This window comes from Pseudomonas sp. WS 5411, from assembly GCF_012985595.1.
Lineage (GTDB): Bacteria > Pseudomonadota > Gammaproteobacteria > Pseudomonadales > Pseudomonadaceae > Aquipseudomonas > Aquipseudomonas shahriarae.
This window is the reverse complement of the sequence record NZ_JAARMC010000002.1, coordinates 169,958-195,658: the sequence shown is the minus strand read 5'-3', so window position 1 is coordinate 195,658 and position 25,701 is coordinate 169,958. Positions and strand designations below refer to the sequence as shown.

The 25,701-nt window shown below is 61.4% G+C and carries 22 protein-coding genes and 2 tRNA genes; 16 read left to right on the top strand and 8 right to left on the bottom strand.

Going from position 1 to position 25,701, the window contains the following annotated elements; translation table 11 throughout:
- Positions 1 to 21 precede the first annotated feature (21 nt).
- Entirely contained in the window at positions 22 to 1,557 is a 1,536-nt protein-coding gene (locus HBR93_RS04760; RefSeq protein ID WP_169959885.1) for an HDOD domain-containing protein, read from the bottom strand.
- 166 nt (positions 1,558 to 1,723) lie between these two features.
- Here HBR93_RS04760 and motA point away from each other — a divergent pair, with 166 nt between their 5' ends.
- Positions 1,724 to 2,575: a flagellar motor stator protein MotA gene (gene motA, locus HBR93_RS04755; protein WP_120731393.1), complete on the top strand. Its 852-nt coding sequence runs from the start codon at positions 1,724 to 1,726 to the stop codon at positions 2,573 to 2,575.
- A gap of 3 nt (positions 2,576 to 2,578) precedes the next feature.
- The gene (gene motB, locus HBR93_RS04750) at positions 2,579 to 3,601 is read left to right on the top strand and encodes a flagellar motor protein MotB (RefSeq protein ID WP_057437385.1); all 1,023 of its coding nucleotides are present in this window, start codon (positions 2,579 to 2,581) and stop codon (positions 3,599 to 3,601) included.
- A gap of 153 nt (positions 3,602 to 3,754) precedes the next feature.
- Here the strand turns inward: motB and HBR93_RS26865 are convergent, their stop codons facing one another.
- Together HBR93_RS26865 and rsgA are read right to left on the bottom strand one after the other, a co-directional pair.
- Positions 3,755 to 3,976, bottom strand: a complete 222-nt coding sequence (locus HBR93_RS26865) for a hypothetical protein (protein ID WP_262377261.1) — start codon at positions 3,974 to 3,976, stop codon at positions 3,755 to 3,757.
- A 358-nt stretch (positions 3,977 to 4,334) separates the two neighbouring features.
- Positions 4,335 to 5,366 carry a small ribosomal subunit biogenesis GTPase RsgA gene (gene rsgA, locus HBR93_RS04740; protein ID WP_057437388.1) on the bottom strand — a complete coding sequence of 344 codons (1,032 nt, stop codon included), beginning with the start codon at positions 5,364 to 5,366 and terminating at the stop codon, positions 4,335 to 4,337.
- Between the two features lie 106 nt (positions 5,367 to 5,472).
- Between rsgA and orn the strand changes: the two genes are divergently transcribed.
- Both orn and HBR93_RS04730 read left to right on the top strand, forming a co-directional pair.
- Positions 5,473 to 6,015 (top strand): oligoribonuclease, encoded by a 543-nt coding sequence (gene orn, locus HBR93_RS04735; RefSeq protein ID WP_003188046.1) that lies wholly within the window; start codon positions 5,473 to 5,475, stop codon positions 6,013 to 6,015.
- A 282-nt stretch (positions 6,016 to 6,297) separates the two neighbouring features.
- Positions 6,298 to 6,912 (top strand): trimeric intracellular cation channel family protein, encoded by a 615-nt coding sequence (locus HBR93_RS04730; protein ID WP_169851492.1) that lies wholly within the window; start codon positions 6,298 to 6,300, stop codon positions 6,910 to 6,912.
- Here the strand turns inward: HBR93_RS04730 and queG are convergent.
- On the bottom strand, positions 6,894 to 7,973 hold the full coding sequence (gene queG, locus HBR93_RS04725; RefSeq protein WP_057958149.1) for a tRNA epoxyqueuosine(34) reductase QueG: 1,080 nt from the start codon (positions 7,971 to 7,973) through the stop codon (positions 6,894 to 6,896). The two genes, HBR93_RS04730 and queG, sit on opposite strands and share 19 nt — an antisense overlap.
- Positions 7,974 to 8,036: 63 nt before the next feature.
- On the opposite strand from queG, the gene HBR93_RS04720 reads away from it, so the two are divergent.
- From HBR93_RS04720 to HBR93_RS04665, 12 genes are all read left to right on the top strand, one after another.
- Entirely contained in the window at positions 8,037 to 8,897 is an 861-nt protein-coding gene (locus tag HBR93_RS04720; protein WP_057437392.1) for an NAD(P)H-hydrate dehydratase, read from the top strand.
- On the top strand, positions 8,885 to 9,352 hold the full coding sequence (tsaE, locus tag HBR93_RS04715) for a tRNA (adenosine(37)-N6)-threonylcarbamoyltransferase complex ATPase subunit type 1 TsaE (protein ID WP_057437400.1): 468 nt from the start codon (positions 8,885 to 8,887) through the stop codon (positions 9,350 to 9,352). The genes HBR93_RS04720 and tsaE overlap by 13 nt, the downstream gene beginning before the upstream one ends.
- Positions 9,353 to 9,369: 17 nt before the next feature.
- Positions 9,370 to 10,791 (top strand): N-acetylmuramoyl-L-alanine amidase, encoded by a 1,422-nt coding sequence (locus tag HBR93_RS04710; RefSeq protein WP_115129351.1) that lies wholly within the window; start codon positions 9,370 to 9,372, stop codon positions 10,789 to 10,791.
- Between the two features lie 14 nt (positions 10,792 to 10,805).
- Complete coding sequence (gene mutL, locus HBR93_RS04705; protein ID WP_162947781.1) at positions 10,806 to 12,704, top strand: DNA mismatch repair endonuclease MutL; 1,899 nt, start codon at positions 10,806 to 10,808, stop codon at positions 12,702 to 12,704.
- Positions 12,704 to 13,675: a tRNA (adenosine(37)-N6)-dimethylallyltransferase MiaA gene (miaA, locus tag HBR93_RS04700; protein WP_057958151.1), complete on the top strand. Its 972-nt coding sequence runs from the start codon at positions 12,704 to 12,706 to the stop codon at positions 13,673 to 13,675. Before mutL ends, miaA begins: the two co-directional genes overlap by 1 nt.
- A 95-nt stretch (positions 13,676 to 13,770) precedes the next feature.
- Complete coding sequence (gene hfq, locus HBR93_RS04695) at positions 13,771 to 14,031, top strand: RNA chaperone Hfq (RefSeq protein ID WP_010221594.1); 261 nt, start codon at positions 13,771 to 13,773, stop codon at positions 14,029 to 14,031.
- A 12-nt stretch (positions 14,032 to 14,043) separates the two neighbouring features.
- Positions 14,044 to 15,345, top strand: coding sequence for a ribosome rescue GTPase HflX (gene hflX, locus HBR93_RS04690; RefSeq protein WP_029299582.1), 1,302 nt, complete (start codon positions 14,044 to 14,046; stop codon positions 15,343 to 15,345).
- Positions 15,346 to 15,441: 96 nt separating this feature from the next.
- Positions 15,442 to 16,620: an FtsH protease activity modulator HflK gene (gene hflK / locus HBR93_RS04685; RefSeq protein WP_115127254.1), complete on the top strand. Its 1,179-nt coding sequence runs from the start codon at positions 15,442 to 15,444 to the stop codon at positions 16,618 to 16,620.
- Complete coding sequence (gene hflC / locus HBR93_RS04680) at positions 16,620 to 17,486, top strand: protease modulator HflC (RefSeq protein WP_017849753.1); 867 nt, start codon at positions 16,620 to 16,622, stop codon at positions 17,484 to 17,486. Before hflK ends, hflC begins: the two co-directional genes overlap by 1 nt.
- A 296-nt stretch (positions 17,487 to 17,782) precedes the next feature.
- A complete protein-coding gene (locus HBR93_RS04675) occupies positions 17,783 to 18,970 on the top strand; it encodes an ATP phosphoribosyltransferase regulatory subunit (protein WP_057437406.1) in 1,188 nt (395 codons plus the stop codon).
- A gap of 54 nt (positions 18,971 to 19,024) precedes the next feature.
- Positions 19,025 to 20,314 carry an adenylosuccinate synthase gene (locus HBR93_RS04670; RefSeq protein ID WP_057437412.1) on the top strand — a complete coding sequence of 430 codons (1,290 nt, stop codon included), beginning with the start codon at positions 19,025 to 19,027 and terminating at the stop codon, positions 20,312 to 20,314.
- 139 nt (positions 20,315 to 20,453) lie between these two features.
- Positions 20,454 to 22,388 (top strand): methyl-accepting chemotaxis protein, encoded by a 1,935-nt coding sequence (locus HBR93_RS04665; protein WP_120731399.1) that lies wholly within the window; start codon positions 20,454 to 20,456, stop codon positions 22,386 to 22,388.
- Positions 22,389 to 22,460: 72 nt separating this feature from the next.
- On the opposite strand, the gene HBR93_RS04660 is transcribed toward HBR93_RS04665, so the two are convergent.
- From HBR93_RS04660 to HBR93_RS04645, 4 genes are all read right to left on the bottom strand, one after another.
- Positions 22,461 to 24,026, bottom strand: coding sequence for an iron ABC transporter permease (locus tag HBR93_RS04660; RefSeq protein WP_169959884.1), 1,566 nt, complete (start codon positions 24,024 to 24,026; stop codon positions 22,461 to 22,463).
- The gene (locus HBR93_RS04655) at positions 24,026 to 25,051 is read right to left on the bottom strand and encodes an extracellular solute-binding protein (RefSeq protein ID WP_057958156.1); all 1,026 of its coding nucleotides are present in this window, start codon (positions 25,049 to 25,051) and stop codon (positions 24,026 to 24,028) included. The genes HBR93_RS04660 and HBR93_RS04655 overlap by 1 nt, the downstream gene beginning before the upstream one ends.
- A gap of 144 nt (positions 25,052 to 25,195) precedes the next feature.
- Positions 25,196 to 25,282 (bottom strand) — tRNA-Leu (locus HBR93_RS04650).
- 179 nt (positions 25,283 to 25,461) lie between these two features.
- Positions 25,462 to 25,548, bottom strand: a tRNA-Leu gene (locus HBR93_RS04645).
- Positions 25,549 to 25,701 lie beyond the last annotated feature (153 nt).

The following is a 25,701-nucleotide window of genomic DNA, read 5'->3' as shown; positions in this document are numbered from 1 at the left end:
AGGGCGATTGTAACGCAAGCATCAAGCGGTGCGGTTGGTAAAGCAGTGCAGGGCTTTCTCGATGCATTGGGCGGTTTTGCCGAAGGCCTGCACGGTGGTTTCGGAGAACGGCCCGCCCCCCTGGTCGGCAATCATCAGCATCACCACCCGGCCGTTACAGCTCAGGGAGCGCAGCAGCAAATGCTCGCCGACGAACAGGCGCCGCAATGAAGCAGGCAGCAGCACCGCGAATTGTGCGTGATTTTCCGGGTTGAGGCGCACTTGCGCAGGCTTCTCCAGCAAGCGTTGCAGCAGCGTGCTTTGTGCGCACTCGAGGCTCAGGTTGGCAGCGTCCTTGGGCAGGCCATCGACCTGATGCACGCGCAAAGTGGCCAAGGCCTTGTCGGCCATCAGCAACATCACGCGCTGCATGCCACTGGCAACCAGGGCCTCCTTGGCGCAGGTGGTCAAGTGCATCGCATTGGCGAAGCGGCTGGGCTCCACCAGCAGCTCAGTACAACGCTTGCGCCACACTGCCAGGGCTTCGGCGGTCGGCGGCGGTGCGGGCAGCAGGCCGCGATGCACTCGTTGCACATGCCACGGCCAGATCAACGCCAGTGCCGGATGCCAGAGACCGGCGGTCAGGGTATGGCGCGCGCTGATGACCGCCTGTTGGTGCACCTGTTGCTGCACGTCGGCCAGTGGTTGCTGCAGGTACAACGCGGTGAGGTACTGCCAGCGCTGGGTATGGGGGCAGGCCCAGGATTCCTGGGCCGCCAGTGCCATGCCATTGGCCAGTAGCACGGTATTGGCCGGCTGGTTCAGCCAGCGCCGCAGCGCCGGGTCGGCATCGAGTTTTTGCTGCTGGCTCAACGGCACTTCATCGCGGGCGATGTGCAGGGCCTTGACCAGTAAGCGTTGTTCCTTGAGCAGCAGTTGGTAGCCCTGGGACACCCAGATCGGCAGGCGCCAGGCCTCGGTCAGCTCCAGGCACAGTGCCAGCAGGGGCACGCCAAACAATTCCTGTTCGACCTTGCGTGCCGATTGACCCTTGTGGATCACCCGCAGCTCCCATTCCTCCAGGAGCTTGGGGTAGGCAACGGCCATCGGCCACAGCGGTGAAAGAAACAGCAGGCTGCCCCAATGAATATCCTGCCACAGGCGCGCCAGGCGGCTGGCAAACAGGCCGCTGGCTTGCTGCGAGGCATGCTGGCTGATCAGCTGCAATTGGCGCAGGGCCACGGGGATTTCATTGAGCGGCACTGACGGCAGGCGCGCGAGCAGTTCTTCGGTGCGCTTGAGGCCGAGGCGGTTGATCGCCACTTCAAGGTTTTCTGCGGGCTCTGCCAGGCTGCCGTGGGCCTGGTTGTTGGCTTCACGCATGACGCTCAGGACCAGTGCCGGGCTGTCTTGCATCAGCTCTGCAATATCTCGCAACGAACGGCGACTGTCGCCGATGGCCTTGCACACGGCAATGTGGCTCGCCTGCGGGACGGGCAGGAGAACCTCGTCCAGACGCTTGATCCAGCCAGCCAGAGAGTTGGGTTTTGTAGTTGGGACTGTCGTTTCGTTTGCCATGATTGGGGCGCGATCATCACTTGCGGTCAACACGCCCGGAGTGGGCCGAACTGGCTTTTCGCCTTAACGGGCTATAGTCTGGCGCAGTTTTGCCGATAAGTAGAAGAAGAGTTTTTAGATCTTCCGAATATGTCCATGAACCCGACGGCGCAAGTACTCATCCCCTATGGCTAAAATTATCGGCATCATCGTCGTCATCGCAAGCGTGCTCGGCGGATACGTTCTGTCCCACGGTAAAATTGCTGCGCTGATCCAGCCCTTCGAAGTGCTGATCATCGGCGGTGCGGCGTTTGGCGCTTTCCTGCAGGCCAACCCTAGCTACATGACCATGCACGTGATCAAAAAGTCGCTGGGCATGTTCAGCTCGCGCTTTTCCCACACGTTCTATCTGGAAGTACTGGGCCTGGTCTACGAGATCCTTAACAAGAGCCGCCGCGAAGGCATGATGGCCATCGAGGCGGATATCGAGGACGCCGCAGCGAGCCCGATCTTCGCCAAGTACCCGGCCGTGCTCAAGGATGACCGCATGACCGCCTATGTCTGCGACTACCTGCGCATCATGTCCTCCGGCAACATGGCCCCCCACGAGCTGGAAGGCCTGTTCGACATGGAGCTGTTCAGTCTCAAGGAAGAACTCGAGCACCCATCCCACGCCGTGACCGGTATCGCCGACGGCATGCCCGGTTTCGGTATTGTCGCGGCAGTACTGGGGATCGTGGTGACCATGGCGTCCCTGGGCGAAGGCGACCAGGCGGCCATCGGTATGCACGTCGGCGCGGCGCTGGTGGGGACCTTCTTCGGTATTCTCGCGGCCTATGGCTTCTTTGGCCCGCTGGCCACCTCCCTGGCCCACGACGCCAAGGAAGAGCTGAATATCTACGAAGCGATCAAGGCGTCCCTGGTGGCTTCGGCTTCCGGTATGCCGCCATCCCTGGCGGTGGAGTTCGGGCGCAAGGTGCTGTATCCGAAGCACCGTCCAAGCTTTGCCGAGCTGGAACAAGCAGTTCGCGGTCGCTAAGCCATGGAAAACAACCAGCCGATTATCATCAAGCGCGTCAAGCGCTTCGCTGCCGGGCACCACGGTGGTGCCTGGAAAATTGCCTTCGCTGACTTTGCGACGGCGATGATGGCGTTCTTTTTGGTGTTGTGGCTGATGTCCACCGCGACGCCGGAACAGAAGATCGCCATCGCCGGTTACTTCAAGGACCCCATTGGGTTTTCCGAGAGCGGCACGCCGTTTGTGATCGACTTGGGCGGCTCGCCCGAATTGGCCCCTGAGCGCACCATCAACCCGGAGGTGCAAACCGAAGCGCCCCAGGAAAATATCCCGATCGAACGCCAGACCGTCGAGAGCATGGCCGAACAGGTCGAGCAGGAACGCCTGGAGCTGTTACTGCAAGAGTTGCAGAACAAGGTCGATGAAAACCCGCAACTGCAAAAATTCAAGGATCAGATCCACTTCGATATCACCCAGGACGGCCTGCGTATCCAGATCATGGATGCGGCCAATCGACCGATGTTCGACTCTGGCAGTGCACGCCTGAAGCCTTACTTCGAAGACATCCTGCTGGCCATGGCCGACACCATCAAGGCGGTGCCGAACAAGATCAGCGTCAGCGGCCACACCGATGCCAAGCCGTATTCGGGCCTGGGTGATTTCGGTAACTGGGAGTTGTCGGCCAACCGTGCCAACGCCGCCCGCCGCGTCCTGGTGGCCGGCAGTTATCCGGATACCCAGGTGGCGCGCGTCGTGGGCTTTGCTTCATCCCAGCTGTTTGATGCCCAGGACCCGTTCAACCCGATCAACCGGCGCATTGATATTGTGGTGCTGACCAAAAAGGCCCAGCGTGCCATCGAAGGCGAGCAGGGTGCCCCTGCGCCGGTACCGACCCAGGGCGAGGGCGCACCGGGTGAAGTGCCGGTAGACCCGAATGCCCTGCCACCCGAGCAGCAGCCGTTGCCGGCCCATGAGTTGCGGCAGAAGCTGAATCTGTTTGATGAGGGTGGGGTCAAGGCTCCTACGGTGCCTGCGCCAGGCTCGTAGGCGTACCGTCTAAATGAAAGCGCCCCGATCAGTCGGGGCGTTTTTACTTGTGCTCAAAGTGGGAGGTAGGCTTTGACGCCACTGATCACGCCTTGCATATCATCGGTATTCAGCCGCGGTACGAAGTACTCCCGACCTTTGGAGCGGGTCTTTCTATGGAGCTTGTCGAGGCGCTCGAAACTCACGGTATAGATCATGTCGCACTTCACCCACAGCTCTTTGTAGCCATCGGACTGAAGTGGGTTGATGTGTAGCAGGTGGTGCCAGGCATGCTGGACTTCGGGGGGCAGTAGAGGAGATCGGGACTACAGTGCACAGCCTGCGATTGTGGCTGGAGGTAGGGGATATCACCACGACTTTACGGATCTTCAGCATTTCAGGGGCGACAAAGCCTCGTGTGAAATCGCAGAGAAGAACATCGCCTTGTTTGGGGTGATAGTAGAGAGTCAATCGAATGTCCCGCAAAAGCAAAGCCGCCCGAAGGCGGCTTCATTCGACACGCAGTGGAGCTTGCTTCGCCCCTTCTGCGCCGCTGGATCAACTCCGGGAAGGATCCAGACTCCTGCCGACTTTCGCCGGTAACGGAGTGATTATGGGCATCAGGAATTCCGAATTCAAGCTGGCTTGTGTCAACGAGCCACCCAGTTGTCCTGAATTCTTGATGCCGGCCCCTATTAAATCAATGGAGTAGGGGGTTGCAGGCTGCACTTAAAGTGTATCGAGGCATGGCCACTCAGTAACTGCTTTCCGGCAAACTCGCGATGATCGAGCGATAGCTGTTCATGCGTTGTTGCTGCACGCGCCCGTCTTCCAGGGCCTTGAGCAACGCACAACCCGGCTCGCGGTCGTGCTTGCAGTCGCGGAAGCGGCACGTGCCGATCAAGTCGTTGAACTCGATGAAACCCGCTTCTACATCTGCGCGGCTGACGTGGCCCAGGCCGAATTCACGGATGCCGGGGGAGTCGATCAGCTCGCCACCGCCCGGGAAGTGGAACAGGCGTGCGGTGGTGGTGGTGTGCGTACCCTGGCCGGACAGCTCCGACAGCGGGCCGACGCGGGTCTCGACTTCCGGTAGCAGGCTGTTGACCAGCGACGACTTGCCCACGCCTGACTGGCCGACGAACACGCTGATGCGCCCGTCCAACTGCTGTTGCAGCTGTTCCATGCCGTTGCCATGGTGTGCCGAGACTTCCAGCACCGGGTAGCCCAACTGCCGATACACCGCAAGCAACGCATTCAGTGCCGGGGCGTTCTGGTCGTCGATCAGGTCGAATTTGTTCAGCAGCAACAGCGGGCGGATGCCAGCGTGCTCGGCCGCCACCAGGTAGCGGTCGATCAGGTTGGCGTGTGGCTCGGGCAGCGGGGCGAAGACGATGACAATCATGTCGACGTTGGCCGCCACCGGCTTGAGTTGGCCACGGCTGTCCGGGCGGCGCAGTTCGGTGCTGCGTGGCAGTTGCGCGACGATCACCCCGATGCCTTGGTTGCCGGCACGCCACACCACTTTGTCGCCGGTTACCAGGGCCGGCAGGTTGGCGCGCAGGTGGCAGCGGAACACTTCGCCGGCCAGTTCGCCTTCCAGGGCCTCGACTTCGACCTGCACCCCAAAGTGCGCGATCACCAGGCCCGTTTGTTCGGGGCCCAGGTCGCCACCCTCCAGCGCTTCCACGGCGGAAGATTCACGTTTGGCGGCGCGGGCAGCGCGTTCACCCTGGATTTTTTCGATGCGCCAGTTTTGGCGACGGTTGAGCTGGCGTTTGGCCATTGGTGTTCCGTGTCGATAATGCAAAGGTTGGATAAAACGGTCGCGAGTCTAGCACGCCCCGCCTGCTAAACTGCGCAGCTACGCCAAGGTGCCAAGGAACCACGACATGCAAAACCCACAGAACCTGATTTGGATCGATCTGGAAATGACCGGTCTGAACCCTGACACCGACGTCATCATCGAGATGGCGACCATTGTCACCGACAGCAACCTCAACACCTTGGCCGAAGGTCCGGTGATCGCCATCCACCACAGCGACGCGGTGCTGGCCACCATGGACGAGTGGAACACCCGCACCCACGGCAACTCGGGCCTGACCCAGCGCGTGCGCGACAGCCGCATCAGCATGGCCGAGGCTGAGGCCCAGACGATTGCCTTCCTGGAAAAGTGGGTGCCCAAGGGCAAGTCGCCGATCTGTGGCAACAGCATCTGCCAGGACCGCCGCTTCCTTTATACCCATATGAAGGGGCTGGAAAGCTACTTCCACTACCGCAACCTCGATGTGTCGACCTTGAAAGAACTGGCCGCGCGTTGGGCGCCAGAGGTCAAGGACAGCTTCCATAAGGGCAGCACCCACCTGGCCCTGGATGATATCCGCGAGTCGATTGCCGAGTTGCAGCATTACCGTAAGCATTTCATCAAGGCTTGAGTTCGTGGCGCCAGGGCTGGCGCCATCGCGGGCAAGCCCGCTCCCACAGTTGCTGTGTGGTGTGTGCAAAGTTCTGTGCCCTGCCCAGATCCCCTGTGGGAGCGGGCTTGCCCGCGATGGCGGTGGGACAAGTAAGGATGTATCGACTGACCTACCGCTATCGCAGGCAAGCCACACATTTGATCGCATTCCACGTGTGGGCATGCTCGGTCTTTCGCCGAGCGCCCCCTTTTGGTGCCCTCGCCAAATGATTAGACTGCGCGCCTCTTTGCAAGGATCGCCATCATGCTGCTGATGCTCTACCTCATCGCCATCACCGCCGAAGCCATGACCGGCGCCTTGTCCGCCGGCCGTCGTGGCATGGACTGGTTTGGCGTGGTGTTGATCGCCTGCGTGACGGCGCTGGGTGGCGGTTCGGTGCGCGATGTGTTGCTCGGCCATTACCCGCTGACCTGGGTCAAACATCCGGAATACCTGGTGCTGACCTCGGTAGCGGCATTGGTGACGATCTTTATCGCCCCGCTGATGCGCCACTTGCGCTCACTGTTTTTGGCGCTGGACGCCGTGGGTCTGGTGGCTTTCACCCTGATCGGCTGCATGACGGCCCTGGAAATGGGGCACGGCATGCTGGTGGCCTCGGTCAGCGGGGTGATCACCGGAGTCTTCGGCGGGATCCTGCGGGATATTTTCTGTAATGATATTCCGTTGATCTTCCGCCGCGAGTTGTATGCCAGCGTGTCGTTCCTCGCCGCCTGGTGCTACATGCTGTGCATCTACCTCGAACTGCCCAGCGAGCAAGCGATTCTGCTCACCCTGTTCAGCGGTTTTCTACTGCGACTGCTGGCCATCCGCTTTCACTGGGAAATGCCCAAATTCGTCTACAACGACGAACATTGACGCGTCGCGTGCTGGTTCAGCGCCCATTCGACATGTTCGCGGACCAGTTCGGAGGGGTAGTCCCGGCGCGCCTTCAAGGCTTCCAGCACCGGAATGCTGGAAGGCGCGTTGCCCAGGCCCACGGCCAGGTTACGCAGCCAACGCTCATAACCGGCGCGGCGTAGCGGCGAGCCTTCGGTGCTGCTGAGGAATTTATCCTCATCCCACATAAATAACTCGGCCAGTTCGGCGTTATCCAGGTTGTGGCGCGGCTTGAAATCGCTTTCTCCTGAAGGTCGGGCGAAACGATTCCACGGGCAAACGATCTGACAGTCATCGCAGCCGAACACGCGGTTGCCAATCAGTGGCCGCAGATCCTCGGGGATTGCGCTCTTGAGCTCGATGGTCAAGTAGGAAATGCAGCGCCGGGCGTCCAGCACATAGGGCCCGACGAAGGCATTGGTGGGGCAGATGTCCAGGCAGGCGGTGCAGCGGCCGCAGTGTTCGGTGCTGTGGGGCGGGTCGACGGGCAGTGGCAGGTCGACGAACAGTTCGCTGAGGAAGAAGTAGCTACCGGCCTTGCGGTTGAGGACCAGGGTGTTTTTGCCGATCCAGCCCAGGCCGGCTTGTTCGGCGATGGCTTTTTCCAGCACTGGGGCGCTGTCGACGAAGGCGCGAAAACCAAACGGTCCGATCTGTGCCTGGATGCGGTCGGCCAGTTGCTGCACGCGCTTGCGGATCAGCTTGTGGTAGTCGCGGCCCAGGGCGTAGCGGGAGATATAGGCTTTTTCGGGTTGGGCCAGCAGCTGCGCCATTTGCGTATCGCCGGGTAGGTAATCCATGCGCAGGGACACCACGCGCAAGGTGCCGGGTACCAACTCGTCCGGGTGCGAGCGTTTGCTGCCATGGGCGCCCATGTAGTCCATCTCGCCGTGGTAGCCCGCGTCGAGCCAGCGCTGCAGGTGTTGTTCATGCTCGGCCAGGTCCAGGCCGCTGATGCCGACTTGTTGAAAGCCCAGCTCGCGACCCCAGTCTTTGATCGATTGGGCGAGGGCGGGCAGATCGGTGGTAATAGCAGGCATGAGACGAGAGAAACCGCAGGTTAGATGGGTATAATTCTGCCAGACATCGGAGCTTGAAGACGCATGCCGCAGACAAAACACGAAATAACCGACGTGCAGCCCCTGTTGCCCGGCCAATTGCCGCAACTGGCTGCGCGTTCCCCAGAGGCCCACAAGGGGCAGTTTGGCCACGTCCTGGTGATTGGTGGCGACCATGGCTTTGGCGGCGCCGCGCTGCTGAGTGCCGAAAGCGCCTTGCGCAGCGGTGCTGGCCTGGTGTCCCTGGCGACCCGCAGTGAACATGTCCCCGCCGCTTTGACCCGCTTGCCGGAAGTCATGGTGCGCGGGGTGCATTCGGCCAATCAGTTGATGGGCTTGCTGGAAAAAGTCTCGGTGATGGTTGTCGGCCCTGGCCTGGGCGACATGGCGTGGGGCAAAAGCCTACTGTCGGTGGCCGCCAATGCCCGGCAACCCCAGGTCTGGGATGCAGACGCGCTGAACCTGCTGGCCGCAGGCCATGTAACCTTGCCGGCCGATTGCGTGATCACTCCGCACCCAGGGGAGGCGGCGCGGCTGATGGGGATCTCGACAGCCGAGGTTCAGGCCGACCGGCTTAAGGTGGCGCGCGCGCTGAGCCAGAAATTCAATGCAGTCACGGTGCTCAAGGGCGCGGGCAGCCTGATCGCCAGCCCGGATGGGCGGGTGGCGCGCTGTGACCAGGGGCATCCGGCCATGGCATCGGCGGGCCTGGGGGATGTGCTCGCCGGCTTGACCGGCGCGCTGCTGGCCCAAGGCATGCCGGCGTTCGAGGCCGCCAGCCTGGCAGTGTGGTTGCACGCCACGGCCGGCGATCGTCAGGGCACCTTGGGTCGCGGCCTGGTGGCCAGTGACCTGATTCCCGCCATTCGTCAGTTGTTGGAGGAGCAGTCACCGTGTCTGAAGTAACGCTGTTTATAGCGGATGAAGAGGCCATGGTGGCTCTCGGCAAGAGCATTGCCGAGATCACCGGGGGTGTGGGCCTGATTTTTCTGCAAGGTGATCTGGGCGCCGGCAAAACCACGCTGTCGCGCGGCATCATTCGCGGGCTTGGGCATAGCGGTGCAGTGAAAAGTCCGACGTTCACCCTGGTAGAACCTTACGAGATCGGTGAGGTGCGGGCGTTCCATTTCGACCTGTATCGCCTGGTGGATCCCGAGGAATTGGAGTACATGGGCATCCGCGATTACTTCGATGGCGACGCCTTGTGCCTGATCGAGTGGCCGGACAAGGGCACAGGCTTTTTGCCAAAGCCCGACCTGACCATTACCATTACTGCGCATAACCATGGGCGTCAGTTGAAATTGTTGTCCCAGAGCGCGCGCAGTGAGTCCTGGTGTGCCGCTTTGGCTTTGAAATTCTAATAATGGGTGGGTTAGGTATGCGCTTTCGCGCGTTGGTTGCTGTCGTGGGGGTGTTGCTTGCGGCAATGACTGTCAATGCTCTGGCTGCTTCACAGGTGAAAAGTGTGCGCCTGTGGCGAGCTCCGGATAACACGCGACTGGTGTTCGACCTGTCTGGCCCGGTCCAGCACAGTGTCTTTACCCTGACGGCGCCTGATCGCCTGGTGATTGACATCAACGGTGCGACCCTGGCCGCGCCCCTGAAGGTCTCCACTGCGAACACGCCGATTACCGCGATGCGCTCGGCCCAGCGCACGCCGACCGACCTGCGGGTGGTCATCGACCTGAAAAAGGTCGTGACGCCGAAGAGTTTTTCCCTCGCGCCGAACGCCCAGTATGGCAACCGCCTGGTGGTCGATCTGTTCGATAACCCTGCCGATGCGGCGCCAGCCCCGGCACCTGCGCCTTCGGTCGCCACCACGCCAGCCGTGCCGGTCAGCCCCGCGCAGCCCCAGGTCAAGTTGCCACCGCTGCCGCCAGCCCCGGCCGGCAAACGTGACGTCATCGTGGTGATCGACGCCGGCCACGGCGGTGAAGACCCGGGCGCCTCGGGCTCCCGTGGCCAGCACGAAAAAGACGTGGTCCTGGCCATCGCTCGCGAATTGCAGCGCCAGATCAACGGGATGAAAGGCTACCGCGCCGAATTGACCCGTACCGGCGACTACTTCATCCCGCTGCGCGGGCGTACCGAAATCGCCCGCAAGAAGGGCGCCGACCTGTTCGTGTCGATCCACGCCGACGCCGCCCCGTCGAAGGCCGCCTTTGGCGCCTCGGTGTTTGCCCTGTCGGATCGTGGCGCCACATCCGAGACCGCACGCTGGCTGGCCGACAGCGAAAACCGTTCCGACTTGATCGGCGGTGCCGGCAACGTGTCCCTGGATGACAAGGACCGCATGCTCGCGGGTGTATTGCTGGATCTGTCGATGACTGCCTCGCTGACCTCCAGCCTGAACGTCGGGCAGAAAGTCCTGACCAACATGGGCCGGGTCACCCCGTTGCACAAGCAGCGGGTGGAGCAGGCCGGGTTTATGGTGCTCAAGTCGCCGGATATCCCGTCGATCCTGGTCGAAACCGGCTTTATCTCCAACGCCAACGAAGCCAACAAGCTGGCCAGCGCCAGCCACCAGCAGGCGCTGGCGCGCTCCATCAGTTCCGGCGTGCGTCAGTTCTTCCAGCAGAACCCGCCGCCGGGCACCTATATCGCCTGGCTGCGGGACTCCGGGAAAATCGCCCAGGGCCCGCGTGACCATCGGGTGCAGCCCGGCGACACCGTGGCCATGCTGGCCGTGCGTTTCCAGGTCTCGGCCGCCACCTTGCGCAGCGCCAACAACCTGAAAACCGATGAACTGAAAGTCGGCCAGGTGTTGACCATCCCCGGCACTGAATTGGCAGCACAGTAATGAGCGAATCGGTATTGAACAGCGCTTCGCGCATCGAACTGCTCAGCCCGCGGCTGGCCAACCAGATCGCTGCGGGCGAGGTGGTTGAGCGCCCGGCCTCGGTGATCAAGGAACTGCTGGAAAACAGCCTCGACTCCGGCGCCAAGCGCATCGACGTGGATGTCGAGCAGGGCGGCGTCAAGTTGCTGCGGGTACGCGACGACGGTAGCGGGATTTCCTCGGACGACCTGCCGCTGGCACTGGCACGCCATGCCACCAGCAAAATCCGTGACCTGGAAGACCTTGAGCGGGTGATGAGCCTGGGCTTTCGTGGTGAGGCGCTGGCGTCAATCAGCTCCGTGGCGCGCCTGACCCTGACTTCCCGCACCCGTGGCGCCGAACAGGCCTGGCAGGTAGAAACCGAAGGCCGCGACATGGCCCCTCGGGTCCAGCCGGCAGCCCATCCAGTGGGCACCTCGGTGGAAGTGCGCGACCTGTTCTTCAATACCCCGGCGCGGCGTAAATTCCTCAAGGCCGAAAAAACCGAATTCGATCACCTGCAAGAAGTCATCAAGCGCCTGGCCCTGGCGCGTTTTGATGTGGCCTTCCACCTGCGCCACAACGGCAAGACCATCCTCAGCCTGCACGAGGCCAATGACGATGCCGCCCGCGCCCGACGCGTGTCGGCAATCTGCGGCGCAGGCTTCCTGGAACAGGCGCTGCCGATTGAGATCGAGCGTAACGGCCTGCATTTGTGGGGTTGGGTCGGCCTGCCGACGTTCTCCCGCAGCCAGGCAGACTTGCAGTATTTCTTTGTGAATGGCCGTGCCGTGCGCGACAAGCTGGTGGCCCATGCGGTGCGCCAGGCCTATCGCGACGTGCTGTTCAATGGCCGGCACCCAACCTTTGTACTGTTTTTTGAAGTGGACCCCGCGGTGGTCGACGTCAACGTGCACCCGACCAAGCACGAGGTGCGCTTCCGTGACGGGCGCATGGTCCATGACTTCCTCTATGGCACCTTGCACCGCGCCTTGGGCGATGTGCGCCCGGACGATCAACTGGCGGCGCCGATTGTCACCGCCGTCGTCCGCCCGACAGGGCCGGAGGCCGGTGAATTCGGGCCCCAGGGCGAAATGAGCCTGGCGGCCAACCTGCTGCAATCGCCGCAAGCGCAGCCAAGTTACCCGGCGCCGGGTTCCGGCGCGGGGGCGGGCTATCAGTATCAATACACCCCGCGTCCGCAATCGGCGGTGCCGGTGGCCGAGGCCCAGGCGGCCTATCGCGAATTCTTCGCGCCGCTGCCCGGTGCCGAGCCGGGCGCAGTGGCCCTGCCGGAAGGCGGCGGTGATATCCCGCCCCTGGGTTATGCCCTGGCCCAGCTCAAGGGCATCTATATCCTCGCGGAAAACGCCCACGGCCTGGTGTTGGTGGACATGCACGCGGCCCACGAACGGATCATGTACGAGCGCCTGAAGATCGCCATGGCCAGTGAAGGCCTGAGCGGCCAGCCATTGCTGGTGCCGGAGTCCCTGGCGGTGAGCCAGCGGGAAGCCGATTGCGCCGAGGAGCACCACGCGGTGTTCCAGAAACTGGGTTTTGAGTTGCAGCGCCTGGGCCCGGAAACCCTGGCCATCCGGCAGATTCCCGCCTTGCTCAAGCAGGCCGAGGCCAATCGGCTGGTGGCCGACGTGCTGGCGGACCTGATGGAATACGGCACCAGTGACCGGATCCAGGCGCATATCAACGAACTGCTCGGCACCATGGCCTGCCACGGCGCGATCCGCGCCAACCGGCGCCTGGCCCTGCCGGAAATGAACGGCCTGCTGCGGGACATGGAAAACACCGAGCGCAGTGGCCAGTGCAACCATGGCCGACCGACCTGGACCCAAATGGGTCTGGATGATCTGGACAAACTATTCCTGCGCGGCCGCTGATGAGCTCTCTACCTCCCGCCATCTTCCTGATGGGCCCGACGGCCGCCGGCAAGACAGACCTTGCGATCGAGCTGACCAAGGTTTTGCCCTGTGAGCTGATCAGTGTCGATTCAGCCCTGGTTTACCGGGACATGGACATTGGCACCGCCAAGCCGTCCAAGGAGCTGTTGGCCGCCCATCCCCATCGACTGATCGACATTATTGATCCGTCGCAAAGCTACTCGGCGGCGGATTTTCGTACCGATGCCCTGGCGGCCATGGCTGAAATCACCGCGCGGGGCAATATCCCGCTGCTGGTGGGCGGCACGATGCTCTATTACAAGGCGCTGCAGGAAGGCTTGGCCGACATGCCGCCCGCCGATCCGCAGGTGCGCGCTGAAATCGAAGAAGAGGCTGCACGCCTTGGTTGGCAGGCCCTGCACGAGCAATTGGCAGCGATTGACCCGGTATCTGCCGCGCGCATTCACCCCAACGACCCCCAGCGCCTGAGCCGGGCTCTGGAAGTCTGGCGCGTGAGTGGCCAGACAATGACGGCCCATCGCCTCAGACAATCTGCGCAAAGTACTGACGCAGGCACCTCTGGACCGGGACAATTGCCCTATACTGTCGCCAATCTGGCTATCGCTCCGGCGAATCGGCAGGTGCTGCATGAACGAATTGCACAAAGATTCACAATTATGTTGGAACAGGGGTTCGTGGAGGAGGTCGTAGCACTGCGTTCAAGAGGTGATCTGCATCCGGGATTGCCTTCGATACGTGCTGTAGGCTACCGCCAAGTCTGGGATCATCTGGATGGCAAGCTGACGTCAGCCGAAATGCAGGAGCGCGGCATTATTGCCACGCGCCAATTGGCAAAACGCCAGTTCACTTGGCTGCGCAGCTGGACTGACCTGCATTGGCTGGACAGTCTGGATTGCGACAATCTGTCACGCGCCTTGAAATACTTGGGAACGGTCTCCATATTGAGCTGAGTCCTTGCAATTGCCGTCTATCCTTGGGGGTGTGACGGTCACAAGCTATCTATTTTTCCGATTTTTTATTATTGATCCTTAAAGGAGTGCGGCACATGTCAAAAGGGCATTCGCTACAAGACCCTTACTTGAATACTTTACGTAAAGAGAAAGTTGGGGTTTCCATCTATCTGGTCAACGGCATCAAGCTGCAAGGTACGATCGAGTCTTTCGACCAGTTCGTGATCCTGCTGAAAAACACCGTCAGCCAGATGGTCTACAAACACGCTATCTCGACAGTAGTGCCGGTTCGTCCAATTCGTCTGCCTAGCGCAACCGAATCCGAACAGGGTGACGCTGAGCCAGGTAACGCCTGATAGGAGTCTCCTTTGTTCTTTGAGCGCCACGGTGGTGGTGAGCGAGTAATCCTCGTTCACTTGGATGGACAGGACCCTGAGGCGCGCGAAGATCCGCAGGAGTTTCAGGAGCTGGCAAATTCGGCCGGCGCCGAGACCGTCGCGTTTTTTAACGTGCCGCGTCATCGGCCAACCGCCAAATTTCTGATTGGCAGCGGCAAGGTCGAGGAACTGCGCGACCTGGTCCATGCCGAAGAAGCCGATCTGGTTATCTTCAATCACATCCTCACGCCCAGTCAGGAACGTAACCTCGAACGTGTTTTCGAGTGTCGCGTGATTGACCGTACCGGTCTGATTCTCGATATCTTCGCCCAACGCGCCCGTACCCATGAAGGCAAGCTCCAGGTCGAACTGGCCCAGCTTGACCACATGAGCACCCGCCTGGTTCGCGGCTGGACGCACCTTGAGCGTCAGGGTGGCGGTATCGGCATGCGTGGGCCGGGTGAAACCCAGCTCGAAACCGACCGGCGTCTGCTGCGGGTGCGCCTGCGCCAGATCAAGGGCCGGCTGGAGAAGGTGCGCAGCCAGCGCGAGCAATCGCGACGCGGCCGTACCCGTGCGGATATCCCTACCGTGTCCCTGGTGGGCTACACCAACGCCGGTAAATCCACGCTGTTCAACAACGTGACCAAATCGGACGTGTACGCGGCAGACCAACTGTTCGCCACCCTTGACCCGACCTTGCGCCGTCTGGAACTCGACGACCTGGGGCCGATTGTGCTGGCCGACACTGTGGGCTTCATCCGCCACTTGCCGCACAAGCTGGTCGAGGCATTCCGGTCTACGCTCGAAGAGTCGAGCAACTCCGACCTGCTGCTGCACGTCATTGATGCGGCCGAGCCTGACCGGATGTTGCAGATCGAGCAGGTCATGGTAGTACTGGGTGAGATTGGCGCCCAGGACTTGCCGATCCTCGAGGTCTATAACAAACTCGATTTGCTTGAGGGTGTGGAGCCGCAAATCCAGCGCGACGAAAACGGCAGGCCCCAGCGGGTCTGGCTGTCGGCGCGGGACGGTAGCGGTCTGGAATTGCTTGAGCAGGCGATTGCCGAGTTGCTCGGTGGCGATTTGTTCGTCGGTACCTTGCGCTTGCCTCAGCGTTTTGCTCGACTGCGTGCTCAGTTCTTTGAGCTGGGTGCCGTACAGAAAGAAGAACACGACGAAGAGGGTGTCAGCCTGCTGGCTGTTCGTTTGCCTCGTTCGGAGCTCAATCGGCTGGTGAGTCGTGAGGGCGTTGTACCGACGGAGTTCCTCGAACAACACACTTTGCAATAAAAGCCTGAGAAAGCGGTTGTGCCGCTGTGGCAGGCATTCTGTAGCATTGGTCGGCGCGCCGTGGGTGCGTCTTTGCTTTATCAGATGGAGAGCGCTATGGCTTGGAATGAGCCGGGTGGCAACTCGAATAATCAGGATCCTTGGGGTGGTAAACGCCGCAATAATGGCGACCGCAAGGGGCCACCAGATCTCGACGAGGCCTTCCGAAAGCTGCAGGAAAGCCTGAATGGGTTGTTCGGTGGTGGAAAAAAACGTGGTGGTGACGACGGCGGTCGCACAGGCAAGGGCGGCGGCTACGGCCTGCTTGGCCTGGGCCTCGTGGCGCTGGCGGCTGTCTGGCTGTACAGCGCGGTCTATGTGGTGGACGAGCAGGAGCAAGCCGTGGTGCTGCGCTTCGGCAAGTACTACGAGACTGTCGGCCCCGGCCTGAATATCTACTTCCCGCCGATCGACAAGAAGTACATGGAGAACGTCACGCGTGAGCGTGCCTACACCAAGCAGGGCCAGATGCTGACCGAAGACGAGAACATCGTCGAAGTGCCGCTGACCGTGCAGTACAAGATCAGCAACCTGCAGGACTTCGTGCTTAACGTCGACCAGCCGGAAATCAGCTTGCAGCACGCGACCGAAAGCGCCCTGCGCCACGTAGTGGGTTCCACTGCGATGGACCAGGTGCTGACCGAAGGCCGTGAACTGATGGCCAGCGAGATCAAGGAGCGCCTGCAACGGTTCCTCGATACCTATCGCACCGGTATCACCGTTACCCAGGTCAACGTACAGAGCGCAGCGGCACCGCGTGAAGTGCAGGAAGCCTTCGATGACGTGATCCGCGCCCGTGAAGACGAGCAGCGTTCGCGCAACCAGGCTGAAACCTACGCCAACGGCGTGGTGCCGGAAGCCCGTGGTCAGGCCCAGCGCATCCTTGAAGATGCCAACGGTTACCGCGACGAAGTCGTGTCCCGCGCCAAGGGTGAGGCTGACCGCTTCACCAAGCTGGTGGCCGAGTACCGCAAGGCACCGGAAGTCACCCGCGAGCGTCTGTACCTGGACACCATGCAGGAAGTCTTCACCAACACCAGCAAGGTTCTCGTGACCGGCAACAAAGGTGGGCAGAACAACCTGCTGTACCTGCCGCTGGACAAGATGATCGAAGGTGGTCGTAGCGCCGGCAGTACTTCGTCTTCCGCCAGTTCGACTGCCGCTGCCAACGAAGCGAGCGCCCGTGCGGCCGCTGACTTGCAGCAACAGCAAACACGTTCCCGGGAGAGTCGTTGATGAGCAATAAATCGCTGACCGCCCTGATTGTGGGCGTCGTCGTGGTCATCGCTGCCTGGAACTGCTTCTACATCGTGGCTCAGACCGAGCGTGCGGTGTTGCTGCAATTCGGGCGTGTGGTCCAGGCTGATGTCCAGCCGGGCCTGCATGTGAAAGTCCCCTACGTCAACCAGGTGCGCAAGTTTGACGCCCGCCTGATGACCCTGGATGCACCGACACAGCGTTTCCTGACCCTGGAAAAGAAAGCCGTGATGGTTGACGCCTACGCCAAGTGGCGCGTCAAGGATGCCGAGCGCTTCTACACCGCGACTTCCGGCCTCAAGCAGATTGCCGACGAGCGTTTGTCCCGTCGTCTGGAATCGGGCCTGCGCGACCAGTTTGGTAAGCGCACCCTGCACGAGGTGGTATCCGGTGAACGTGATGCGCTGATGGCTGACATCACCCGTTCGTTGAATACCATGGCGGAAAAAGAGCTGGGTATCGAAGTGGTCGATGTTCGGGTCAAGGCCATTGACCTGCCCAAGGAAGTGAACCGCAGCGTGTTCGAGCGTATGAGCACCGAGCGTGAGCGTGAGGCGCGTGAGCACCGTGCCAAGGGTAACGAACTGGCTGAAGGTATCCGTGCGGATGCCGACCGTCAGCGTCGCGTACTGTTGGCAGAGGCCTATCGTGAGTCTGAAGAGGCTCGTGGTGATGGTGATGCCCAAGCCGCGTCGATCTACGCCAAGGCTTATGGCCAGGACCAGGAGTTCTACGCGTTCTACCGTAGCCTGCGTGCCTACCGTGAAAGCTTTGCGAACAAAACCGATGTCATGGTGCTGGACCCAAGTAGCGATTTCTTCCGCTACCTGGAAAAGTCCAAGTAACCCGCTGACTGGCTGGTACCACTCCGTCGGGCGGCTAAAACGCTCGGCGGGGTGATCCTTTCGGAAAACGGGTGTATGATGCGGCAGCCGGGAAATTCCCGGCTTTTTTGCGTCTGCATGTTTGATTGTTGTTGTGCGTTGCAGGCGTGACAGGTTTTTCGAGGAAAGTGCCCGACGAGGCCGTCTACAGGCCATTCGTCACGTCGCTCTTGCGCGTGGTTTATGCAGGGGCCGGGTATTTTCTGCTTCACTCAAGGCTCGCCCAAGGGCAGGCCGGGTCATAGGGGAATGGCGTAATGGCAACGGTAGACCGCTGGCTGCTGCCAGATGGCATCGAAGAAGTACTGCCACCAGAGGCTGCGCGTATTGAAATCGCGCGTCGCCAGGTGTTGGATCTGTTCCAGAGCTGGGGTTACGAGTTTGTCGTGACTCCCCATATCGAGTACCTGGAATCCCTGCTGACCGGCGCGGGCCAGGACCTGGATCTGCGCACCTTCAAGGTCATCGACCCGCAATCGGGTCGGCAAATGGGCTTTCGCGCCGACATCACGCCGCAAGTGGCGCGCATTGATGCGCATACCTTGCGTCGTGAAGGGCCGAGCCGCCTGTGCTACGCCGGCAGCGTGCTGCATGCGCAACCGCGCGCCTTGTCATCGTCCCGTAGCCCGATCCAGTTGGGCGCCGAGTTGTATGGCGATGCGAGCCCGAGCAGCGACGTTGAAGTCATCAGCCTGATGCTGGCGATGCTGCAACTGGCCGATGTGCCGGATGTCCACATGGACCTGGGGCATGTCGGTATCTACCGTGGCCTGGCCCGTGCGGCCGGTTTGTCCGGCGAAGTGGAGCAGCAGTTGTTCGATGCCCTGCAGCGCAAGGCCATCGACGAAGTGATCGCCCTGACCGAAGGCGTGCCTGCCGACCTGGCTGGCATGCTGCGTGCGCTGGTGGATCTGTGTGGTGGTCGCGAAGTGCTGACCGCTGCCCGTGATCGCCTGGCCAACGCGCCGGCCCCGGTGCTGGCGGCCCTGGACGACGTGCTGGCGATTGCCGAGCAGTTGTCGACGCGCTTCCCGCAACTGCCGTTGTATTTTGACCTGGGTGAGTTGCGCGGCTACCACTACCACACCGGTGTGGTGTTCGCGGTGTTTGTTCCGGGCGTTGGCCAAGCCATCGCCCAGGGCGGTCGTTATGACGATATCGGCGCCGACTTCGGTCGTGCCCGTCCGGCGACTGGCTTTTCCACCGATTTGAAAACCCTGGTGACCCTGGGGCGTGCTGAAGTCGAGCTACCGTCTGGCGGTATCTGGATGCCAGACAGTACGGACGCGGCACTCTGGCAGCAGGTCTGCCAGTTGCGCAGTGAGGGTCAGCGTGTCGTCCAGGCCTTGCCTGGGCAGCCATTGGCCGCCGCCCGTGAAGCGGACTGCGACCGGCAATTGATTCAGCAGAACGGGCTTTGGCAAGTATCGCCACTGGCTTCTTGAGTTTTCCTGCCGGCCAACGCCGGCACCAAGTTTGCGCGAATGAGGACAAGTGTTATGGGTAAGAATGTCGTAGTCCTGGGCACCCAATGGGGTGATGAGGGCAAAGGCAAGATCGTTGATCTGCTGACCGAACATGCTGCCGCCGTAGTGCGCTACCAAGGTGGCCACAACGCTGGCCACACCCTGGTCATCGATGGCGAAAAAACCGTCTTGCACCTGATCCCGTCGGGCGTGCTGCGCGAAGGCGTGCAGTGCCTGATCGGCAACGGCGTGGTGGTTGCACCTGACGCCCTGCTGCGCGAGATCACCAAGCTGGAAGAGAAAGGCGTACCGGTGCGTGAGCGCCTGCGTATCAGCCCGTCCTGCCCGCTGATCCTGTCCTTCCACGTTGCGCTGGACCAGGCCCGTGAAAAGGCCCGTGGCGAGCTGAAGATCGGCACCACCGGTCGCGGTATCGGCCCGGCCTACGAAGACAAGGTTGCACGTCGTGGCCTGCGTGTGGGCGACCTGCTCAACATGCCGCGCTTTGAAGACAAGCTGCGTGAACTGGTGGATTACCACAACTTCATGCTGGTCGGTTACTACAAAGAGCCAGCCATTGAGTTCGACAAGACCCTGGCCGAGTGCAAGGAATACGCCGAGCTGCTCAAGCCGCTGATGCTGGACGTGACTGCCGAGCTGCACGACCTGCGTCGCGCCGGCAAAGACATCATGTTCGAAGGTGCCCAGGGCTCGTTGCTGGACATCGACCACGGTACCTACCCGTACGTGACCAGCTCCAACACCACCGCTGGCGGCGTTGCGACGGGTTCGGGCGTTGGTCCGATGTTTCTGGACTATATCCTGGGCATCACCAAGGCCTACACCACGCGCGTAGGTTCGGGTCCGTTCCCGACTGAGCTGTTCGACGACGTCGGTGCGCACCTGGCCAAGCAAGGTCACGAGTTCGGCGCGACGACCGGTCGTGCCCGTCGTTGTGGCTGGTTCGATGCTGTCATCTTGCGTCGCGCTATCGACGTGAACAGCATCTCGGGTATCTGCCTGACCAAGCTGGACGTACTCGACGGCCTGGAAACCATCAACATCTGCGTCGGCTACAAAGACGCAGAAGGTAATGATGTTGCCCCGACCGACGCTGACAGCTACGTTGGCCTGCAGCCGGTGTACGAAGAAGTGCCGGGCTGGAGCGAATCGACCGTGGGTGCCAAGACCCTGGAAGAACTGCCAGCTAACGCCCGCGCCTACATCAAGCGCGTTGAAGAGCTGATTGGTGCGCCGATCGACATTATTTCGACGGGCCCGGACCGCAACGAGACCATCGTTTTGCGTCATCCGTTCGCTTAATAAGCTGTTGATGTAAAAAGCAAAGGGTCCCTTCGGGGGCCCTTTGTCGTTTCTGCGGTGCGCACGGCACGACCCTTGCTATGTTTCTCTCTTTCGCGGTGCTATCAATTTAATGGCACCCGTGGTGGAGGGATTCCCGATGTCTGCCGTTCTCTCATTGTTACAAAGCCGGCTGTTGCGGCCGGTGTTCGTTACCCTTGGTATCGCTCTTTTGGTGCAGGTGCTGGTGGCGGTCGCCCTGACCCGGAGCACAGTCACGGCCCTGGAAGCCGATTTGGGCAAACGCCTGGGTGTGGACAGCCAGAAACTGTCGGGCGAATTGACCCAGGCCGGCAAGGAAGTGACGTCCAGCCTGGATAGCTTGTCGGCCAGCACCAGCGACCGTCTGACGGCCGGGCTTTCTGCGCGGTTGAAGCAAGAGCAGCAGCAACTGCGTACGACCCTGGAAAAGGACCTGAAGGACTCTGCCAATGACATGGCGCAGTTGCTGGCCTCGGTTGCACCCCGTGCAATGTGGGACAGCGATGTTCCGGCGTTGTCGGAGTTCGCCCGGCGTGCCCAGCGCAATCCCAATGTGCTGTTTGTGGTGTATGACGACGCCACAGGCCAGCACCTGACCCGTTATTTGAACCGGGAAAACCCGATCAACAAGGCGCTCCTGGAAAAAGGCCAGGGCGACCGTGCGCTGGATAAAGTGTTGAATGCCGCGAAAAACGACCCTTCGGTGTACTACGTCGAAGCGTCCATCAGCCCCAATGGTGTAGAGATCGGCAAGGTGCTGATGGGGGTTTCTACTGCAGCGGTCGAGGCTGACCTGGCGGCGCTGGACCAGCGTTTTGCCGCGCTGATCGCCAGTGGCGGTCAATTGGTGGGCGACAGCCTCAAAGGCGCGGCGGCGGACAGTGCGGCGGCCATGGGTGCCCGTCTGCAGTCGGCGCAGGCCACGGCCACGCAAATGACCGCTAATACCTCCAGCGCCGTACAAGAGGCCGCGCAGGCCCTGCGCTGGCGTATCGGTCTGGGTCTGGCGGTGGTGGGCCTGGGTGTGCTGTTGCTGATTGCCGTGGTGCTGGGGCGGCGGGTGGTCAATCGCCTCAAGCTGCTGATCGCGGCCATGGATGATTTGGCGGCCGGTGACGGTGACCTGACCAAGCGTGTGCAGATCAACAGCAAGGATGAAATCGGCGCCATGGCTTCGGCGGTCAATCGGTTTGTGGATAAGTTGCAGCCCATCGTGCGCGAGGCGGGGGATGTGGCCCAGCGTACCGGCGTGGAAATCGGCGCGATGACCCTGCGCAATGCTGGTGCCGATGCCGCAGCAGGTTTGCAGCGTGATGAAGTGGCCGAGAGCCTGCGGGCGCTGTCGCAAATGGCTGACGAGGCCCAGGCTGAAAGCCATGCCATGCAGGCCGCGTTGCAGCAGGTGGTGGATATCCGTCAGGCCACGGATGAAAACTCCCGTACTTCGGCCGAGGTCGGCAGTTTGATCGAGGCCTTGGCTGGGCAGGTGCAGGCCGGTTCCAAGGTGATCGAGCGCCTGGCCCAGCAAAGCGAGCAGATTGAAGTGGTGCTGACGGTGATCCACGGCATTGCCGAGCAAACCAACCTGCTGGCCCTGAATGCCGCCATTGAAGCCGCGCGTGCCGGTGAAACCGGGCGGGGTTTTGCGGTGGTGGCAGACGAAGTGCGGGCGCTGGCCAGTAAAACCCAAAGCTCTACCGGTGATATCCAGGCGCATATCGTGGCGTTGCAGCAAGGCGCGCGTGAGGCGGTGGAAACCATCGGCAAGGCCGGGCGCCAGGCCAGCGAGGGTCTGCTGGTGTTGCGCGAAAGTGTGCGCTTGCAGCAAACGGTGCAAGACTCAGTGGAGCAGGTGCATGCGGCGATTGGCCTGGCGACCCGGGCTGCCGAACATCAGGCCCAGGGCGCGCATGCGGTGCGGGGGCGGGTCGAGGTGATCCATGCCCAGGCCGAGCGCGCAGCGCAGGCGGTGGTGGAAACCACGGCCAGTGGCAAAGTGCTGGATGGGTTGGCGGCGCAGTTGAAGGCCAGCCTGGGGCAGTTCCGGGCCTGAGGTTGGCGGCTCGGACCTTGTCGCGGGCAAGCCCGCTCCAGTGTGGGGGCTGGCTTGCCTGCGATAGCGCTCTCAGCGGCTCAGATACATCCGTGTCGTGAGTAGGTAGACAGGCAACCCCGACACCAGAATCAACAGCGCCGCATAAGGCGCCGCCGCCGCAAACTCCACATTCGAGGTGTGCGCCCACACCGCCGTGGCCAGGGTATTCAACCCGGTCGGACTGAGCAGCAAAGTCGCGGTCAACTCCTTCATCGCATCGAGGAATACCAGCGCAAACGCCGCGCCCAATGCCGGAAAGATAATCGGTAGGGTCACCCGACAAAACGCGCTGAACGACGATGCGCCGAGGGTGCGGGCCGCCTCTTCCAGTTGCGGTGCCGCCTTGTTCAGGGCGGTACGGATCGGCGCCTGGGCCAGTGGCAGGAACAACAGCGCGTAGGCGATCAGCAGCAACGCCGAGGTCTGATACAGCGCCGGCACGTAATGCAGAGCGAAATACACCAGGGTCAGGGCAATCACCAGGCCGGGCAGGGCGTGCAGCAAGTAGGGCAGGCGTTCGGCCCACAGCGCCAGTTGGCCTTTGTAGCGCACCACCAGAAGTCCCACCGGTACGGCCAGCGCCAGGCAGAGTGCCGCGCCGCCCAGGGACAGCGCCAGGGAGGACAGCAGCGCCTCGCTGATCTCGGCTACCGGGAAGGCTGCTGAAGAACCCACGGCCAGCCAGTAGCCGAGCATCCCCAACGGAATGCCACTGCCAATGATCGCCAGCATCAGGCAGTACAGCTGGCCCAATGGCGCCCATCTGCCCAGTCGAACCTGTTCGGCATGCCGCGCCGCGCCTTGTCCGGTGCGCACATGCCGGCCCTTGCCGCGCACGCGCAGTTCCAGCCACAGCAGGGTCAGGCACATGACCAGCAGCGCCGCAGACAGCATCGCCGCATTGGCGTTGCTGAACTCCAATTCGAACTGTTGGTAGATCGCCGTGGTGAAGGTCTGCAGGCCGATGATCGACAGGGCGCCGAACTCCACCAGCATATGCAAGGCGATCAACAGGGCGCCGGCCAGCAGCGACGGCCACAGCAACGGCAGGGTGATGCGAAAAAACACGCTCCAGCGATTGAGCCCCAGGGTGCGGGCCGACTCTTCCAGGGACGGGTCCAGGTTGCGCAGGGTGGCCGCCACCGGCAGGAACACCAGGGGGTATTTGGACAGGGTCATGACCAGGATGGCGCCGCCCAGGCCTTCGAACTGGGCGCTCAGGGATACCCAGGTAAAGCTGCTGACAAACGCCGGCACGGCAAACGGCAGGCACAGGATTACGCCCCATATCCGCCGGCCCGGCAGGTTGCTGCGCTCCAGCAGCCAGGCCAGGGACAGGCCGATCACCGCGCAGGCGACGGTCACGCCGACCATCAATGCCAAGGTGTTGCGCAGTAGCCCGAACACATACGGGCGCCACAGCAGATGCACAGCCTCGGCCCAGCCGGCTTGCCACGCCTTGAGGCCCACATACACCAACGGCAGCAGGCTCAGGCCCACCAGTAACAAGACTGGCAGCAGCAGCCAGATTGACGGGCGTTTGCGCGGGGGGCTAAAGCCCCCGCGCAAGGCGGGGGCGGATTGCGATGGGGTCATCAGTTCAAGCCAACGTCACGTTCCAGTTCCAGGGCTTCTTCAGCGTTGCCCAGGTCGGCGGGAGTGACTTTGGGCGGTTGCAGTTCGCTGAATGGCTTGAGGCCGCGGTTGGACTGCATGCCTTTGCGCAGCGGGTACTCGGCGGAGGTGTTGGTGATAACCCGCTGGCCTTCTTCGCTGGCCATGAACGCCAGCAGTTGCTGGGCTTGCTTGGGGTGCTTGCTGGATTTCAATGCCGCTGCTGCCGATACGGTGATCAGGCCGCCAGCATCGCCATCGGTGAAGTAGTGCAGTTGCGAATCCAGGTTGGTTTTTTCCTTTTTCAGGGCAAACCAGTAGTAGTTATTCACCAGCACCGTCGCTACTTCGCCGTTTTCCACGGCTTTGAGGGCGACCATGTTATTGCTGTAGACCTTGCCGAACGCGCGCAGCCCGGTCAGCCATTCTTCGGCGGCATCGCGACCATGCAGTTTGATGATGGCCACGGCCTGTTCCTGGAAGGCACCGCTGGTGGGGACGAAGCCCACTTTGCCCTGCCACTCGGGGTTGGCGAAATCCAGTACCGACTTGGGTAGCTCTTCTTCCTTGATCAATTTCGGATTGAAGGCCACTACCCGGGTACGTGCGGTGACGCCCATCCAGGCGCCATTGGCGGCCACGTATTCCTTGGGCAGGACATCCAGGGTACTGGCGTCGATAGTGGCCAGCAGACCTTGTTCGCCAAGTTTGTTCAGTGGCGGGGATTCTTCGGTGTAGATCACGTCGGCGGGGGAGCGCTCACCCTCTTCGACGACCTGGCTGGCCAGTTGGTTGCTGCTGCCCTTGCGTACATTCACATGAATGCCGGTCTTGGCTTCGAAGGCCTTGGCGAGTTCATCGCCGACTTCCTTGTGCTGGCCGTTGTACAGGGTCAGTTCAACCTTGTCGGCCGAGTAGGCGGTGGGAGAGAGCAGGGTCAGGCCGAGCAGAGTGATGGTCAGGCCACGCAGAAGGGATGTCTTGAGACGGATATCGCGGATCATCATCCGGGGTGTTCCTCACTTGAGTGCAACAAATCATTGCAAGGATAAACGATAAAACTTCTCAAGTGCGGGCGCAGCGGGAATTGCGGGTGGAGTTTTTAAACCCCAGAAACGAAAAAACCCGCTTTCGCGGGTTTGATCTGAATTTGGTGCCCAGGAGAAGACTCGAACTTCCACGACCTTGCGATCACCAGCACCTGAAGCTGGCGTGTCTACCAATTTCACCACCTGGGCATTATCAAGCAACGTTGCCGCTGTTGATGGGGCGAACTATACGGCGGGCTTTTTGATCTGTAAACCCCTGATTTGATTTTATAAATCAACTTTTGGGTTAAAAATCAAAGGGCTATAACGCAAAAACCCGCTTTCGCGGGTTTTTGTGAGACTCAAGGCGCAAACCTCAAGTTTTGAATTGGTGCCCAGAAGAAGACTCGAACTTCCACGACCTTGCGGTCACCAGCACCTGAAGCTGGCGTGTCTACCAATTTCACCATCTGGGCAGTATCTTCAACGTTGCCGTCGTCGATGGCGCGCACTATACGGAGTGGCTTTTGAGCTGTAAACCCCCGTCATCAAAAAAGCCTGGAAAATTTCGCAGGCGGTCACGCAAGGTGGTTTTGCGCGGCTATAAAACGCATTTGCGGGCTAGTTAT

Bases quoted from the DNA above. Each gene is read 5' to 3' on its own strand.
- HBR93_RS04720 (WP_057437392.1), top strand. From the start codon at position 8,037: ATGCCGCAGACAAAACACGAAATAACCGACGTGCAGCCCCTGTTGCCC.
- motA (WP_120731393.1), top strand. From the start codon at position 1,724: ATGGCTAAAATTATCGGCATCATCGTCGTCATCGCAAGCGTGCTCGGC.
- HBR93_RS04665 (WP_120731399.1), top strand. From the start codon at position 20,454: ATGTCTGCCGTTCTCTCATTGTTACAAAGCCGGCTGTTGCGGCCGGTG.
- HBR93_RS04660 (WP_169959884.1), bottom strand. From the start codon at position 24,026: ATGACCCCATCGCAATCCGCCCCCGCCTTGCGCGGGGGCTTTAGCCCC.
- orn (WP_003188046.1), top strand. From the start codon at position 5,473: ATGCAAAACCCACAGAACCTGATTTGGATCGATCTGGAAATGACCGGT.
- HBR93_RS26865 (WP_262377261.1), bottom strand. From the start codon at position 3,976: ATGCTGAAGATCCGTAAAGTCGTGGTGATATCCCCTACCTCCAGCCAC.
- rsgA (WP_057437388.1), bottom strand. From the start codon at position 5,366: ATGGCCAAACGCCAGCTCAACCGTCGCCAAAACTGGCGCATCGAAAAA.
- queG (WP_057958149.1), bottom strand. From the start codon at position 7,973: ATGCCTGCTATTACCACCGATCTGCCCGCCCTCGCCCAATCGATCAAA.
- motB (WP_057437385.1), top strand. From the start codon at position 2,579: ATGGAAAACAACCAGCCGATTATCATCAAGCGCGTCAAGCGCTTCGCT.
- HBR93_RS04675 (WP_057437406.1), top strand. From the start codon at position 17,783: ATGGCAACGGTAGACCGCTGGCTGCTGCCAGATGGCATCGAAGAAGTA.
- miaA (WP_057958151.1), top strand. From the start codon at position 12,704: ATGAGCTCTCTACCTCCCGCCATCTTCCTGATGGGCCCGACGGCCGCC.
- HBR93_RS04655 (WP_057958156.1), bottom strand. From the start codon at position 25,051: ATGATGATCCGCGATATCCGTCTCAAGACATCCCTTCTGCGTGGCCTG.
- hflC (WP_017849753.1), top strand. From the start codon at position 16,620: ATGAGCAATAAATCGCTGACCGCCCTGATTGTGGGCGTCGTCGTGGTC.
- HBR93_RS04760 (WP_169959885.1), bottom strand. From the start codon at position 1,557: ATGGCAAACGAAACGACAGTCCCAACTACAAAACCCAACTCTCTGGCT.
- HBR93_RS04710 (WP_115129351.1), top strand. From the start codon at position 9,370: ATGCGCTTTCGCGCGTTGGTTGCTGTCGTGGGGGTGTTGCTTGCGGCA.
- HBR93_RS04670 (WP_057437412.1), top strand. From the start codon at position 19,025: ATGGGTAAGAATGTCGTAGTCCTGGGCACCCAATGGGGTGATGAGGGC.
- hfq (WP_010221594.1), top strand. From the start codon at position 13,771: ATGTCAAAAGGGCATTCGCTACAAGACCCTTACTTGAATACTTTACGT.
- hflK (WP_115127254.1), top strand. From the start codon at position 15,442: ATGGCTTGGAATGAGCCGGGTGGCAACTCGAATAATCAGGATCCTTGG.